The organism is Mitsuaria sp. CC2 (assembly GCF_048957715.1).
Taxonomy (GTDB): Bacteria; Pseudomonadota; Gammaproteobacteria; order Burkholderiales; family Burkholderiaceae_C; genus Roseateles.
Genome location: NZ_JARVXN010000013.1, coordinates 128,704 through 144,691, shown reverse-complemented (window position 1 = coordinate 144,691; position 15,988 = coordinate 128,704). Strand labels below are relative to the sequence as shown.

5 protein-coding genes are annotated in these 15,988 nt (G+C 70.3%); 1 reads left to right on the top strand and 4 read right to left on the bottom strand.

The genetic code is table 11. The features are described 5' to 3' along the window. Nucleotides 1-3 precede the first annotated feature (3 nt). From PV762_RS08340 to PV762_RS08325, 4 genes are all read right to left on the bottom strand, one after another. Entirely contained in the window at nt 4-1,512 is a 1,509-nt protein-coding gene (locus tag PV762_RS08340; RefSeq protein WP_421034827.1) for a glucan biosynthesis protein G, read from the bottom strand. A gap of 244 nt (nt 1,513-1,756) precedes the next feature. After that, on the bottom strand, nt 1,757-3,118 hold the full coding sequence (locus PV762_RS08335) for a sigma 54-interacting transcriptional regulator (RefSeq protein WP_421034569.1): 1,362 nt from the start codon (nt 3,116-3,118) through the stop codon (nt 1,757-1,759). 22 nt (nt 3,119-3,140) lie between these two features. Further along, on the bottom strand, nt 3,141-3,722 hold the full coding sequence (locus PV762_RS08330) for a hypothetical protein (protein ID WP_421034568.1): 582 nt from the start codon (nt 3,720-3,722) through the stop codon (nt 3,141-3,143). Next, a complete protein-coding gene (locus tag PV762_RS08325) occupies nt 3,719-5,167 on the bottom strand; it encodes an ATP-binding protein (RefSeq protein WP_421034567.1) in 1,449 nt (482 codons plus the stop codon). Before PV762_RS08325 ends, PV762_RS08330 begins: the two co-directional genes overlap by 4 nt. Nucleotides 5,168-5,616: 449 nt before the next feature. On the opposite strand from PV762_RS08325, the gene PV762_RS08320 reads away from it, so the two are divergent. Beyond that, nucleotides 5,617-15,945, top strand: coding sequence for a C80 family cysteine peptidase (locus PV762_RS08320; RefSeq protein ID WP_421034566.1), 10,329 nt, complete (start codon nt 5,617-5,619; stop codon nt 15,943-15,945). Nucleotides 15,946-15,988: the final 43 nt, after the last annotated feature.

Here is a 15,988-nt window from a genome sequence, read left to right as displayed (position 1 = left end):
CCTTCACTGGGGAGGAAGAACCAGGCTCCAGGTCTCGGTGAGGACCTGTTGCTTCGTCTGGAGGAAGGCGCGCAGCTCGGTCGACTGACCGGGGCGGACCTGCTTGATGCGGACGGCCATGCGCCAGCCGCCGGTGACCGGGTTCGGGTAGGCGTTGACTTCGGTGACCTCGCCGTTGGCGTTGGTGCTCGCGACGGCCTTGACCTCGGCGCCGGCCGGCAGCGCGGCCAGCGACGGGCCTTCGAAATCGACGATGAACTGCTGCTCGTTCTTGTCGAGCTTGGCGTAGCTGTAGCCGGTGCGCGACTGCACGGCCCAGGCGCCGGGCGGACGTTGCTGCTGCTCGCCCTGCAGGTGCAGGCGGTACGAGTAGTCCAGCGGCTGGCCGGGGGCCGGCTGCCTGGCGGGCACCCAGTAGGCGACGATGTTGTCGTGCGTCTCGTCGGGCGTGTGCAGCGACATCAGCTCCACGCGGCCCGGACCCCAGTCGCTGGTCGGCTCGACCCAGGCGGAGGGCCGCATCTCGTAGCGCGCCTCGGTGTCCTCATAGTTGGCGAACTTGCGGTCGCGCTGCATCAGGCCGAAGCCCTTCACGCCGGGCAGCGTGAACGAGGTCGTCAGCGTGCCGTTCGGGTTGATCAGCGGACGCCAGATCCATTCGCCCGTCGAGCTCGCGACCATCAGGCCGTCGCTGTCGTGGACCTCGGGGCGGAAGTCGCCCTTCTGCGGCTGGTTCTCGCCGAACAGGTACATGCTGGTCAGCGGGGCCATCGCCAGCGTGGCGACCGGCGTGCGCATGAAGAGGCGGACGCGCGTCTCGACGACGGTCTCGGCGCCCGGCTTGATCACGAAGGTGTAGACGCCGCTGGCGCGTTGCGAGTCCAGCAGCGCGTGCACCGTCAGCGACTTGGCGTCGGCCGCGGGGCGCTCGATCCAGAACTCGGTGAAGCGCGGGAATTCCTCGCCCTTGCCGCCGACGGTGTCGATGGCCAGGCCGCGCGCCGACAGGCCGTAATGCTGGTTGGCGCCGAGGACGCGGAAGTAGCTCGCGCCCAGGAAGACGGCCAGTTCGTCCTTGTACTTGTCGCTGTTGAGCGCGTAATGCGCGCGGAAACCGGCGTAGCCGACGTCACCCCACTTCTGCGGCGACAGCTGGCTGTTCTTGCCGTAGTCGAAGTCCTCGCGCCTGAAGGGGACAGGCTTTGCCTGGCCGCCGACGATCTCGTTGATGCGCACGGCCTGGGTCTGGTAGTGACCCAGGTGGAAGAACATCAGCTCGAAGGGCAGCTTTTCCTCGCGCCACAGCGCCTTGGCCGGCTTGAACCGGATGTCGCGCATCTGGTCGTAGTTGAGGTTCTTCAACTCGACCGGCAGCGTGTCCGGCGGCGCGACGTAGGGCTTGGCCGCGAGCGCCTTGGCGCGCTCGGCCACCTCGTCGAAGCCGAAGGCTTGCGCCGCGGCGGTGGCCGCCAGCAGCGCGGCGCCGACCGTGAGCCCGAGGAACGACCCCATCCACCGACGCTGGCCGGCCTGGAGGCGGGCACTGGCCGCCTGGATGAGGACCCGAGAGGAGGGGGTGTGAATATTTCTCATGTGACACACCTGATGCAAGGCCTGTGCCACATGGGAAAATTGTTTTAAATCAACAACTTACGTCGTTGGTGCGGTGCCGCACACGGAAATTTCTGTCGCCGGAGGGCGACGCGATTGCCGCCGGTTCTTCCAAGTGGTTGATTTGAAAGGGATTTTCTTGTCGCTATTCGGCGACAGGCCCGTCGGCGCGGAACATGGAGGGGTCAAGCCCGTTGCGCTGCAGCAAGCGGTAGAACTCGGTCCGGTTGCGGTCGGCGAGCCGCGCGGCATCGGCCACGTTGCCGTCGGTGAGCTTGAGCAGGCCCACCAGGTACTCGCGTTCGAAGCGCTGTCGCGCCTCGGCGTAAGGAAGTACTTCGATGCTGGGCGAGCGCAGCGCACGCTGCACCAGCGAGAGCGGGATCAGCGGCGAGGTGGCCAGCGCGCTGACCTGCTCCACGACGTTGTGGAGCTGGCGCACGTTGCCCGGCCACGCGGCCATGGTGAGCGCCTTCAGCGCCTCGGGCGCGAAGCCGTTGAGCCGCTTGTCGTACTTGGTGGCGAGCTTCTGCAGGAAGTGTTGCGCGAGCAGCGGGATGTCCTCGCGGCGCTCGTCCAGCGTGGGCAGCGTCAGGCTGACGACGTTGAGGCGGTAGTAGAGGTCTTCGCGGAACTGGCCTTCGGCCAGCGCGGCTTCGAGGTCGCGGTGGGTCGCGGAGAGGATGCGGACGTCGATGGGCACCGAGGCGCTGGCGCCCACCGGGCGCACCTGGTGCTCCTGCAGCACCCGCAGCAGCTTGACCTGCAGCGGCAGCGGCATGTCGCCGATCTCGTCGAGCAGCAGCGTGCCGCCGTCGGCGGCCTGGAACAGGCCGCGGGGGTTGGCCAGCGCTCCGGTGAAGGCGCCCTTGACGTGGCCGAAGAGCTCGGACTCCAGCAGCGGTTCGGGGATCGCGCCGCAGTTGACGGCGACGAACGGCCGCTTGGCGCGCGGACTGGCGGCGTGGATGGCGCGGGCGAGCAATTCCTTGCCGCTGCCGCTCTCGCCGCGGATCAGCACCGGCGCCTGGGAGGCCGACACCAGCCGCGCCTCGGCCAGCACTTCGGCCATCACGTTGGAGCGGCTGACGATGGACTCGCGCCAGAGCTGGTCGGGGCTGTCGTCCTGGTGGACGGCGGTGAGGGTCAGGGCTTGCGCGATGGTGTCGAGCAGCGCGCGGCCGTCGAAGGGCTTGGTCAGGTAGGTGTAGACGCCCTGGGCGGTCGCGGCGACGGCGTCGGGGATGGTGCCGTGGGCGGTCAGCAGGATGACGGGCAGGGCGGGGTGGCGCTCGCGGATCGTGTTGAACAGCGCCAGGCCGTCCATGCCGGGGAGCTGCACGTCGCTGAGCACCAGCGCGGGCCGCTGCACATCCAGCTTGGCGAGCGCGGCCTCGGCGCTGCCGACGGCGGTGACGTCGTAGCCGGCCGCTTCCAGCCGCATCTGCAGCAGCTTCAGGAGGTCGGCGTCGTCGTCGACGATGAGGAGCTTCGCACCGCCGCTCATGCGCAGTCCTTGTCCGCTGCGCTCATGGCTTGTCCAACGCCGAGCGCGGGCCGCCCAGGCTGCGTTCGATCGCCTTCAGCGCCTCCAGCTTGCGGTTCGCGTCGTCCAGGCGGCGCTGCAGGTCGTCGCGGGCCAGGCGGGTCTTGTCGAGTTCGCCTTCCATGCGGCGCTGCTCGGCCACGCGGTCGACGAGGAACTGGGCCATCGGGCGCCATTCGTCGGCTTCGGGGCGGGCGTCGCGCAAGACCTGGTCGAGCAGCGTCTGGGCGCGGAAGGTCTCGCCGTTGGCATGGCTGAACATCAGCGCGAGCGCGAGCTGCACGGCGTTGCCGGGCGGCAGGGCGGCGTCGTCGCGCGGGGCGACTTCCTGCGCGAGCTCCAGCGGGCTCATCTGGCGCAGCCGGTCGTTGAGGTTGAGCACGATGCGCGCGACGTTGTCGGTCGGCGCGACGACGGGCACCTGCACCGGCACCTGCACGCGGACTTCCTTGACGATGGTCCTGGGGGGCTGCTGGGCGCAGCCGCTGGCCAGCAGCGCGGCGATGACGGCGGTGCTCGTGGCGGTGGCGGCGGCGAACGGGAAAGCTCGGGCGGCGGACGTCATGCGTTCGAGGACTTCAGGAACCGGGGCTTGTGGGCGCATGGCAGCGTGATTCTGAAATGGGCGCCCTGGTCGGCGGGCAGCAGGTCGATGTGACCGCCGTGGGCGGCGATGTATTCGGTGACGATGGACAGGCCGATGCCGGTGCCCTTGAGCGCGTCGTCGGGTTGGCGTTCGCCGCGGTAGAAGGGTTCGAAGATGCGGGCCTGGTCGGTCGGCGCGACGCCGGGGCCGTTGTCGCGCAGGTCGATGGTGAGCTGGCCGCCCTGGCGCGCGAGGTCGATGTCGACGCGGCCGCCGGGCGGGGCGAAGCGTATCGCATTGGAGAGGAGATTGCCGACCGCGGCCGCGATCTTGGCCGGGTCGACCTCCGCCTCGAGCGGTCCGCCGGACAGGCTGACCTGCAATCCGCGTGCCTGCCACTGCAGGCGCTGGTGGTCGATCGTGCCCTGGATCAGGGACACGAGCTCGGTGCGCTGCGGCTTGAGGTCGCGCGCCTCGAAGGCGGCGGCGTTGAAGCGCAGCAGGTCCTCGATCTGGCGCTGCAGCACGGCGGTGTTGTCGCGCAGGATGCGGGTCACTTCCTTCTGCTTCTCGTTGAGCGGGCCGGCGACCTCGTCCTCCAGCAGGGCGGTGCCTTCGCGCAGCGCGGCCAGCGGGGTCTTGAGCTCGTGCGAGACGTGCCGCAGGAAACGCGCCTTGTCGGCATCGAGCTCGGCCAGCCGCAAGCGCAGCCAGTCCAGACGCTGGCCGATGACGCGCAGGTCGGCGGGCCCTCGGATCTCGATGCGGTCGTCCAGGCGGTTCTCGCCCAGTCCCTTGATGGCGCGCGCGAGGTGGCGCAGCGGGCGGGTCAGGAAGATGCCGAACACCAGCGACAGCAGCACGGCGATGCCGATCGCGCCCAGCACCTGCTGGCCGAGCAGCACGCGGCCGTTCTCCAGCTTGTCCTGCAGCACGCGGTTGCTGGTCTCGGCGTGGCGGCGGACGTCCTCGGCGAGGCCGCCGGTCAGGCCGCCGAGCTCGCGGAAACGCGTCATCAGGTCGGTTTCGCGCTTGCGCGGGTTGACGCCCCGGGGCGTGCCCATCAGCGCGCGGATCTCGTCGAGCTTGGCTTTCCACGCCTGCAGCGGCGCGGGGGTCAGGCCTTGCGTGCGCAGCAGGTCGAGCAGGCGCTCGGCGTCGTCGGCGTCTTCCTCGAAGCGTTTGCGCAGCACGTGGTCTTCCAGGACGGCGTACTGCCGCGCGGCGCGTTCCATGCTGACCCCGCGGTCGCCGAGCTGCTGGACCTCGCTGCTCATGCGCGCGGCGCGCACGACGGCTTCGCGGCTCTGCACGGTCAGGCGTTCGAGCGTCAGCAGGCCGCCCAGCGACGCGGCGGCGAGCAGGCCGGCGATCGACAGGAAGCCGATCAGCAGCATCTGGCGGAAGGAAATGCGGTTCAGCATCGGGCGGCAGTGTAGTGGCGCAGGGAAAAGCGCCTGCAACCGTTGGCACGCGGTCGCAACTGAGGGACGTTCACGCTCGACAGGAGAATCGCTTGCCCAATCCCCCCAACCTCTATGTCCCTCTGCCGAAGGAGGGGGCCACGGCTCAGACGTCGCGCCCCCCGATTCCCCCTCTGGACGTGCGGGGGGCGACCACCGGGGCACTTGCGAAGGCCACGGTGGCACCGCGACCGGGCTTGATCCCCCCGTGGATCGAGGCCTTGAAAGGACAGCTGTCATCTCCGGTGGACCGCGACGGCCTGATCGGCAGGCTGGCTCTGACTGACAAGGACCGCATGGTCTTGCGAAGCGAGTTGCTCAGGTACGCCGTCAGAGGCAGCGTGCCTGTCGCGGAGGGAGACGACGCACCGCCGCCCGCTTCCGGGCTCCACGACTCGGAGCTGCTGAGAATGCTGAAGCAGAACGTCGGCCAGGAGGTGGCCGTCGACGTCTTCTCCCGCATCGGCGGCGCGGTGGATGCCGTCGCTGTCGCGATCGAGAAGTTCGACGTCGGCTCGCTGGGCACTGCTCGGGACATGCTGCGGAGCGCACTCGATCCGATCACGGAGCGGTCCGTCTTCCTCATCGCCGCGGACGGTTGGAATCAGGCGCCCGATGCGCCGAAGTTCCGGCTGCCGCCGTCGGAGGCGGTCTTCCTCAACCTGCTGTCCGGCGCGGTGGAGGCCGGGTCCAGGTCGAACGCGGCAGTGTCCGGGCGACGCAGAGCCGCCGGCTTGTGGCGGGCGATCGAACAGGCGACGCGGTCGGTGGTCCTCGGGGCTGCCTGGTCGGTGGAGGCGCACGACCTGGTCCTGAACGTCAGGACGGCGACACCGGAGGCGCAGGCGCGTCAGATGGGGCTGAGAGTGCTGCTGCCGCTCGTGGAGCAGTGGGCCGCAGGCGCGCTGGCGCCGGCGCCGGAAATCCGCATCCCCGAGGGGAACCTCGCGTCGTTGAGCGAGTTCCGGCAACGCTGGCCGACTGCTTTGCCGCAAGCGCTGCCTGGAGCGCCAGCCGACCGTCGTCTATTCCCCCCGCTCCGGTCGGAGTGGGCGACGATGGGCGGGGATCGCCGGGTCCAGACGCCGCGAACCGGCCTGATCGCCAAGTGGTTCGCGGCACTGCAGTCGCTGGAGATCCAGAGCATGGCAGGAAAGATCCGCCTGTCCGTCGACGATCGCATGACATTGCAGCGCGAGGTGCTGAAGTACACCGTCATGGGCAGCGGGAAGATCCCGGAAGAGGCTGGCGCCCTGCCTTTCCCGTCGGGGCTGTCGGAGGCCGACCTGCGAAACATGCTGGCGGAGAACATCGGCCAGGGCCGCGCCGATGACGTCTTTTCCCTGATAGAGGGGGCCGTGGGCGACGTCGTCGACGCCATCGAGGGCTATGACCTCGCCGCGCTGGACGGCGCCCGCAAGAAACTCGGGCGAGCGCTGGATCCGATCACGGAACGAATCGCCTTTGTCGTCGGTGCGGACGGCTGGACCATCACGGCCGACGCACCGACATTCCGCCTGGTCCCGTCAGAAGCGGTCTTTCTCAACCTGTTGTCGGGCGGCGCGGAGGCCGCGGGCCGGCTGCCGTTGCAGGTGTCCGGACAACGCAGGGCCGCCGCCGTGTGGCGTGCGATCGAGCAGGCGACGCGGGCGTCGGTCGGCGGGGCTTCCTGGACGGTGGCGGCGCAGGACCTGAAGCTGGCACCGAATACCGCGCCGACGAAGTTCGAAGCGGACGCGCGTCGACTGGTGCTGCAGAGACTGCTGCCGCTCGTGGAGCAATGGTCCTCGCGCGGCCTGACGCCGGCGCCGTCGATCCGCCATGGCGACGGGCGTCTCGAGTCGCTGAGCGAATTCCGGAGCGGTCAAGCGTCCGGCACGCTGGAGACGCTGCGGACGATCCCCGCGCGGGTGGACGATGCGCATCCGCTGCGCGCGCCGCTGGCGAGGATCGCGCAGACCACACTGGACCGCCGCGCCGGCACCCTGACCATCGACGGCGGCGGGAACGGCGGGACCAGGCGGAGAACCATCCTGCGCTTCGACGGCATCGCGGATCCGGCAGCGTTGGCGGACCGGGTCCGTCAGGACGGGCAGATCCGCCTGCTGGATGATTTCATCACCGTGCATTTCCAGTCGGGCGACGCGCTGGGGCTGCGCGATCTCCCGTCGGAGATCGTGCTGGCGGGGGACCAGATCCGCGTGGTCGATCTGGTCCTGGCCCGGCGGCGGACGGAGGGCGATTGGGCGGTCGACGTCGACAACCTGCGCTACCTGGACGATCAGGTCGTTCCGGCGGCGCGCCAGGGCTCGCCGCTTGACGCGTGGGGCCCAGTTCCCGTCGATCCGATGCCCACCCGTGAGCCCACGACGCCACGGACGCATCTGCGGCTCTATCTGCAACTCGAGGACAGCGCGCTGGAGCTCGAGCAGGCCGCGGCGTTGCGGGCGCGATACCCCGATTCGGCGGTGTGGGTGCAGATCGGCATGGACGGTGAGGTGCGCGTCGTGAGCGGCGGGAACCTGCTCAAGAAGCTGTCGCCGTCGGTCACCATCAAGGTGGAGATGGGCGCCCACGTGCGCACCGCGCCGGACGGGCTGAGTCGGGAGATGGGTTCCCATCCGGCAGAGATGCTGGCGGCCAAGGTGGACACGGCCCTGCGGAAGCTCGGCCTGCCGCGGCGCGTGCAGCAGATCTCGCTGCATGGTTGCGCGCTGGAGTCGAGCGCCTTCAAGGGCAGCTATACCTCGGCGTTCCTCCGCGAGGCCAACGGTCTGGGCTACCTCCTGCCGGACGCCCAGGCCACGGCCTACCGGACGATCGTGAGCGGCTACGGCGACGGGGGGACGCTGACACAGCGCCACAGCCTCGAACCATGGCGGTGGCCGGAGCCGGGCGATGCCTTGACCTTCACCATCAAGCGCGGGGCGGACGGCAGCGCGCCGGTCGGGAAGGACGTCGTCATCGACCGCAGCGAGAAGCGCCTGCCTCCGGACAAGACGATGCGGCAGTGGACGCGCGACCCCAAGCCCAATGGCGGGTCGGGCGGCAACTCCACCATGAGCAGCAGGCTGCTCGCGGCGTGGCCGCCGCAGGCTCGCGCCTTCTTCGACGGCATCGACATCGACGCGATCGGCCCCTTGCCTCTCACGTCCGACGCGATGCCCGGCACGGTGCTGGAGCGAGCCATGGCGGGCATTGCGCGCCAGTCGGCGCCGGGCAGGGAGGACCCCTGGGGTCTGTCGGCGATCACCGAGGACAACGCCCTGACCGGCCTGCGCGCCGACGGCATGGTGGACGTCGACGCGCAAGGCGCGCCCCGTCTGCAGGTGGACAAACTGACAGCAGTCATCGCCGGCAACGACGATGCGCTGCTCATGCGTACGGCGGGCAGATTCCTGAGCTTGCCGGAGGCTGTGTTCAACCGCGTGGTCGCCTCGCCGGCCGGGAAGGCCGCCAGCCGTCTCGTCACCAAGCTCCGGGCGGTCCGCGCCTCGCTGCGCCGCGTCGACTGGGCCAGTTCCACCAACTGGGGCCTCGGCGCGGTGAACACGGCGATCGGCGCCTACCAGATCGCCCAGGGCTGGCGCACGATGGATGCGGCCATGAAAGGACTGTCCATCGTCCAGACGTCCAGCCTCCTGATCACGCCCTTGACCGCCAGGCTGGGCGCCTGGCTCTCGGCCCTCGGCATCGTCGGCCGGTCCCGGGTGCTCACTCTGATCAGCAGGGCGCTGGCCGGCGGCGCGGTCGACCTGCCGCTTTCCGCCCTGGGGCTGATCCTGATCGGCCTGCAGTGGAAAGAGTTCCACAAGAGCGGACTCGGCACCGACAGCTACGCCTACCGGTCGCTGGTGGCCAATACCGTGATGGTCACCACCTTCGCCACCGCCGGGCTGGTCCTGTCCGGGGTGACGGTGGCCGCGGCGTTCTCGACCTCCCTCTCCCTGGGCGTCGTCGCGAGCGCCGCCGGACCGGCAGGGCTGGCGATCGCCTTGCTGACGCTGGCCGTCGCCGGCCCCGTCAACACCGGCCTGTGGATGGACGAATACGGTGATCACCTGAGGGAGTCGATGTCGACGGGCGACGCGATCGCCACCGCATTTGCCTTGTTCTTCGGCGTGCGCAACGACGCCATCGCCCGCGCGGAAGTCTCGAAGACGGCCGTCGACGCCGCGGCCGCGCGCCAGGCCGCATTGAAGGAGGCGTGGGAGGACCTGATGGCTTTCCGCGCCGACGGTCTGGCCAAGCTCGGCATCGGGACGGTGCACTATCCCGACCGGCGGGTCGTCGTGACACATGCGACCTTCCACGTGCCGCACCAGGATCCGTCCTATTCGTTCGTTCTCCAGGACAGGCCTGCGGACGCCGTGGCGCAGAAGACCCTCCAGCGGGACGCCATCCCGACGGGACGCCCCCCCGGCATCGCCTGGCTGGGGCTGGATGTCCGTGGTGCGGGTGCGCCCGTCGTCCGCGACGAACCGGCCGACCAGTGGATCGAGATGGCCGGCGCCGACAAGGACGTCGTCGGCGGACGCGGCCGCGACCGGTTCCTGCTGGACAGCGGCAGCCGGGGCCGCATCGACGGGCACGAGGGCGTCGACGATGTGGTGCTCCACGCCGGGCGGGCCGATGTCATCCTGCGGCCGGACCCGGAGGAAGAGGCGCCGCAGCGGCGCTACCTTCTCTCCGTCAGGCAGACCGGCAAGGGCGTCGGACGCGACACGCGGATGGCCCATGTCGAACGACTGACGATCCGCGATGCCGCCATGGTGGACCTGCAGGGCGGCCCCGACGACGACCTGTTCGACGTCGAGGCGAGGTCCGGGCGCATCGCGGGCGGCGGCGGTCGCAACACCTATATCCTGCGGCCCGGCCACTGGAACTGGATCACGACGACATCGAACGATGTGGCCGTCTGGTCGCCGGGCGCCAGCGCGGTCATCGAGTACCGGTACGACCAGCCCGCGGACACGGTCGTCCAGACCGGGATGCTTCATGAGGCGCTCACGTTCGGCCGGGACGGCGACTGGCTGATCCTGGGACACGGGCAGGATCGGCTGGTCCTGATCGACTTCTTCCGGCGGTCGGAGGAGGTGCCGCGCGACCGGCAGCTGCTGATCGTCGATGCGCTCGGCACACGGATGGTGCTGGCGAACCCGGGCGAGGCGAGCCGATCAGGACCGCAGTCCTCCGCCACGATGGACAAGACCCTGTTCCTGGATGCCCGCACGCATGCCTCGCGCCGACGGCTGGGCGGCGACCCGGCGCGCACGCGCTATCAGCTGGCGGCCGGCGGCGGCGCTTTCCATGCGGCACCACGCACCGTGGTCCTGCTGGACATCCTGCTGGACGTCCCCGTGTCGCGGCTGCGGTACCACCGGGTCGACGATGGGGTGCGCATCCAGGAACTCGCCCCCGGCGATGCGCCGTCCGGCTACACGCCGCTGAGCTTGATGCTGCCTGCGCCGAACGGCGCGGACGTCGGGCGTCCGGGTCCGATCCTGTGGGCCCGGAGCGATGCGACGCCGCAGGGGGCGGTGATGCTGATGCGTCCCGCGCCGGGCGATCCGGACCAGGGCCCGATGCGCACCATGCGCGCGATGGCGGCCCCGGGCATGGGCCTGCCCTTGGACGTCACGCCCGCGCCAGTCGCCTCGGACGGCCAGGCGCTTGCGGTCGACGACCGGATCGCGACGGGCACTGCGGGGGACGATGTGCTCGATGCCGCCTTGCTCCCGCGCGCTGAAGTGCTGAAGGGCGGCGAGGGGGCCGACGACTACCGGATCCCGGCGGGTCGGTCGATCGTGATCGACAACACCGCGAACGACGGTGAGCGCGATGTCCTTCACCTGGCGGTCGATCCGGCACGTCTGCGCTTCCGGCGCGACGCCGACGATCTGCTCATCGACACGGGCGACGCCACCATCCGGCTCCGCGGTCACGCCTCGGATCCGGGCGCCCGTCATCTGGCGCTGGGCCTCGGGCCGCACGGCCACCGTCATGCGATCCCGGTGATCCATGCCAGCGGGGTGATGATGTACGCCGACGATCCCGCCGACGGGCGGGTGCCCGGATTCGTGCCGGGAAGCCATTTCGTCCAGGCTCCGCGGGGGGCGGCCTGGACGGACGGCTCCCGCTTCGCGGAGGGAACGCTCACCCGGCACATCGCGCTGGGCCAGGGCACCCGTTTCCTCAGGGAGGGCCACTCGCTCCTGCTCTCCTCCGGCGCTGACGAGACCTCGTCCAAGGTCGTCATCAGGGACTACTACCGGACTTTCCGCCACTTCGAGATCGATCCGCTGTCCTGGCAGGCCGGGCGGTACGAGACCTTCCCCGGTGGCGACGGGCTCCACCCGCTTCTGGCGGACGGACTGGCGCAGACCTGGCGGCGCTACCAGTCCATGGGCGCGCCGGCAGCGACGCTCGCGCTGCTGCATGCCCGCGGCATCGTCGACGAGCCCCGGGTGAAGCAGGTGTCCCGGGTCGCCCGGATCCTGGTCAACGGCACGGACGATGAAACGTCCGAGGTCGATCCAGGCGCCGTGCGGCTCTACCTGGAAATGATGGGCCTGCCCGCGACCGTCGCGCAGGCGATCCGGTCGACGCGCCCCGCCCACCTCCGGCGCCTGCGCGATCTGCTCCACGTCGCTTCGGCGGCCGACGTCGCGCTCCCCGCCGCGTTCCTCGACGCCTATGCCGCCAGCGATGTCGACACGGTCCTGACACCGGACCGGCACGGCCTGCTGCTGGCGCACCTCGCCGCCGACGGCATCCCCTGGACCTATGCGGAGCGGGTGCTGCTCCACGATCTGCCGCTGGAGGTGCTAGATGTCTTCGAGGCGTGGGCGCGCGCACAGCCCGGCGATGCGCTGCCGGCCGGGGAACTTCGGCGCCACCTGGACGAATTTGCCCGGCTGCTGTCTGCAGGGCCGGACGATCCGTTCGTCGCCACGGGCCGCACCGCCTCCCTGCTCGAGCAGGTCCTCCGGATCAAGGGACGGCCGGCCGAGGTCGCCGAGAGACTCGCAGCGGCGATGGTCGCCGTGGGCACGATGGACGAATCCTGGATCGACGGCTTGCAACGTGCGGGCGTCCATGATCACGCGATGCTGAAACGGCTGCGGGACGCCCGGGTGTCGGCGCAGGATCTGCTGCTAGGCAATGCCAACCGGCTGGCCTACGAGGGGTCGGGAGATCGATCGGAACTCGTCTCCGTCGACGCCCAGGGCGTGCTCGGCGAGCGGCCAGGCTCACGGCCATCCCGCCTCGTCGTCCGCAAATACCTTCGCCTGGACGCGTCCGGAGACTGGTTCGACCTGGCGCATGACGCCCCCGAGGCGGGCGTCCGGTACGACCTCGTCCCGGGCGACGTCGTGTTGCCGAGCCTGGCGCCGCATCGGGACATCGCGGAGGTGGCCCGACTGCACGATGCCGCCAGGAAGCGGGCCGCGCGCCTTCACCCCGAAGGCAGCAGCCGGACCTGGGCGCGCGACAGGGAGATCGCCGCGGCGACGCTGGCGCCCGATCCGAGCGCACGCCTGCGCGAGAAGGGTTTCGCGGAGGTCGTGATCGATCCACCCTTGCAGGCGACGGTCTGGTGGGGACGGAGCGTGCCCGGCAATCTTGTGGACGGTGTCAAGACGCCGGGCGAGGTCACCGCCTGGCGCCCCTTCATCTTTGAGAGTTCGGGCGATCCCGACATCCATCTGTCGCGGTTTCTGTCGGCGGAGCGGCCCTTGCTGAGCGTCGAATTCAAGCATGCCGTGGCGCTGTCCGGCCTTGAACTGTCCTTTGCGGCAGCACCGCGACCCGACGGAAGTCCGGCCCGTTGGGGGACCGGGTTCTGGCGCCTTCATGCGATCGGGGCCGACGGACAGGAGGTGAATCTCTCCGGGGATCTCCGGATCGACGGTGAGAAGGATCTGCGAATCGTCGTCGACACCCAGGGCGTGCCCTATCGACGCTATCGCCTGGGCGGCTTCGCCGGGAAATATCCGATCGACGCCTGGCTCACCGAGGTGACTTTCACCACCGCCGAGGCGGGCCTGAGTCCGATGATCGCGCGCCTGATGGCGGGCGGCTACAGCCGCGAGGACAGCGACGCGCTGATGGCCCGCGGCGTCATGACGGAGGCTGCCGTGTCGCGCGCGGTCGAGATGCGCCAGCGTCTCGGCGCGCTTGCGCCGGCGCTTCTCGCGGACGACCTCCTGACGCAGCCCCGCCTGACCGAGGAGATCTGGGACGACCTCGACCGGCTCAAGCCCTTCGTGCCGGCGACGGTACTGTTGCGCGAAGCGCGGCAGGGATGGTCGGCAGGATCGCGGGCCTTCCTGCTCGCGGACCTGCTGCCGCCAGCGGCTGCCCCGGTGGCGATCGACAGGGCCGCGATGGCGCCGGTCCTGCACGACGCGTGGTCGTCGTGGCGGACCGGCCATGGCGCGGACCTCGCCGACCTTGCGCCGGGCCATGACGACGCCCTGGTCGAGGCGGTGCTCGACGCCGCCTCGGGAGACCCCCGGGCCGTGGCCAGGGCGCTGCACCTGCCGGGCTGGCGCACGCTCACGCTCGGCGGTCAGCGGACCGCGACCCGGCCCGTCGATCTCGACGCGCCGCGCTTGAGGGAACTCCTGACGCCGCCAGCGGACGGCATGGCGCGGCCGACGGCCGCCTTCGACGCGCCCTTCCTCCTGGCGGCGGACGGTCTCATCCATCTGGCGACGACGCTCCATCGCCGGCTCGTCCTGCACGCCGATGAGGGCCAGGCCGTCGGGGCAACGGCTCCCCTGCTCCTGCAGCTCGCCAACGTGGCCGCCTGGATGTCCGGACTCCCTCTGCAACTCCGGCAACTCCGGAGACCGACCGGGTCCTCGCCCGGCGAAGCGGCGCTGCGCGCGGCGCTCGACGCCATCGCGTTGTCCCTGCCGCGTCCGGGCGCGGCGCGGACGCCGGATTCTGCGATCGTGGACAGGCCCTTCCCCGGCGACATCGAACCGGCGGCCTTGGCCGCCATCGGCGCCTCCGACGGTCCGCTGCACAGGGCGCTGACGCTCCTCAAGGGCCTGGGCCACGACCAGTGGGGCTACGAACGGTTCTCGACGGGAGCCTTCGCGCGCCATCGCCTCGGCGTGAAGGAGGGCCTGATGGCCGCCGTCTACCCGGGCGCCGACCTGCCGATCCTGCCCGGCCTGGACCGACTGACCGACCTCATTCTCCGGGCCGTCGCCCGCGAACCGGACGCCTTGCCGCAGGCGCTCCAGTTCGCGGCAGCGCTGCTGCACGGCGCCTCCATCCAGGATCCGCTCAGGGCCGGCAAGGAGGCCGTGCTGCTGGTGGGCCAGACGATGAAGACCGTCATCGACGCGTGGCGGACCGGTCGCCAGGCCCTCTTCGAGCGCTACGACGCGCAGGTGTGCTTCGTGCCCGAAACGCTGGCGGACATCCTCCTCTCCGCCGCCTCCGACCTTCCCTACGCATTCCATCTGCCGCGGCGGACGCGCGACCTGTCCGCCGCCAACGATGGCCTGGTCATGCGTCGCAGGATCGCCGGCGACCTCCAGGCGGTCCGCGACGCCGGCCTGCTGAAGGTGACCGTCCTTTCCGACGCCCGACCGGAGCACGGCGTCCTCGACTGGCGGCAGCCGCAGGCAGGCGGTCCCTGGACGACCGAGGTGTCCCCGCTCGCCGTCTTCCAGGAACCCGGCCTGTACATGCTGAGCCTCGGCATGAGGCCGGACGAGATCACGACGGTCTTCAACGCCGGCATCCGCACCGTCGAGGAGATCGACCGGATGCGGCATTTCGAGTCCGCGGTGATCAGGGACCGGGCGTTGTCGATCGCCTGGGCCATGAGCGATGCGCGACCGGCGCTCGACCCGGGCGTCGAACGGTGGATCCGCCGCCTGCACGGGCTGGGCGTACGCACCGAGGAGATCTTCGATCTCGTGAAAGACGGTGTCTCGGACACCGAACGAGCGCTGGTGCTCGTCGACCAGCTGCCCTACGAGACCTGGAGCCAGGCCAGGTTGGACGCCGCCGACCTCGTGCCCCTGCGCGCCGACATCGAGCGATCCGCGATCCGTTGGATGTCGCCCGGCGATTCGTCCACCTTCAGCGGACTGCTGATCCGCGCGATCTGCGGCGACCGGTCCGCGCTGGGCGACGCGGTGCGGCTGGTGCCCGGTCCCGGCGTCCTCCTGGAAGTGACCGACGGTCTGTATGACAAGCTGCTCGCCCTGTCGTCCGATCGACTCGGAGAGGCGCGGTCCGCCGAAGCCGCGTTGCCCTTCGCGTTGACCCTGCTCACGCTCAAGGAGGTCCAGGGCGGCGAGCCCCTGTACCTCCCCGCCGACCGGCCCGACACGCCGCGCAAGACCGGGGAAGCGCGCGTCCTGGCGAATGCGGCGTCCGCGCTTCAGCGCCTGGTGGACGTCGGGATACTGGGCGCGTATGGGATCCATGAGACGACGCCTGGCTACGACGGACCGCTCCCCCTCCGGACTTTCGGCGGGAAAACCTTGTGGCGCTCCCCGCTGCCGCTGACCCAGGTGTTGAAGTCGCCGCCCAGCTCGGTGGCGCCCCTGCAGGCAGCCCTGTTATCGCAGGCGATGTCGGAGCCGACCTCGCTGAGGATGTTGATGGAGGGGGCCATGCTCGACATGGCACTGTCCCGCAGCATCGGCGGGATGCCGCGCCGGCAGCAGGAGGCCTCGGCGATGCTGGCCGCGCCGACGGGCTGACGGCCTGAGGGCTGAAGGGCTGAAGGGCTGGACCGCCGCCAGG

What these genes read in the sequence shown, in the direction of transcription:
- PV762_RS08340 (WP_421034827.1), bottom strand. Translation starts at nt 1,512, where the DNA reads ATGGGGTCGTTCCTCGGGCTCACGGTCGGCGCCGCGCTGCTGGCGGCC.
- PV762_RS08335 (WP_421034569.1), bottom strand. Translation starts at nt 3,118, where the DNA reads ATGAGCGGCGGTGCGAAGCTCCTCATCGTCGACGACGACGCCGACCTC.
- PV762_RS08330 (WP_421034568.1), bottom strand. Translation starts at nt 3,722, where the DNA reads ATGACGTCCGCCGCCCGAGCTTTCCCGTTCGCCGCCGCCACCGCCACG.
- PV762_RS08325 (WP_421034567.1), bottom strand. Translation starts at nt 5,167, where the DNA reads ATGCTGAACCGCATTTCCTTCCGCCAGATGCTGCTGATCGGCTTCCTG.
- PV762_RS08320 (WP_421034566.1), top strand. Translation starts at nt 5,617, where the DNA reads ATGCTGAAGCAGAACGTCGGCCAGGAGGTGGCCGTCGACGTCTTCTCC.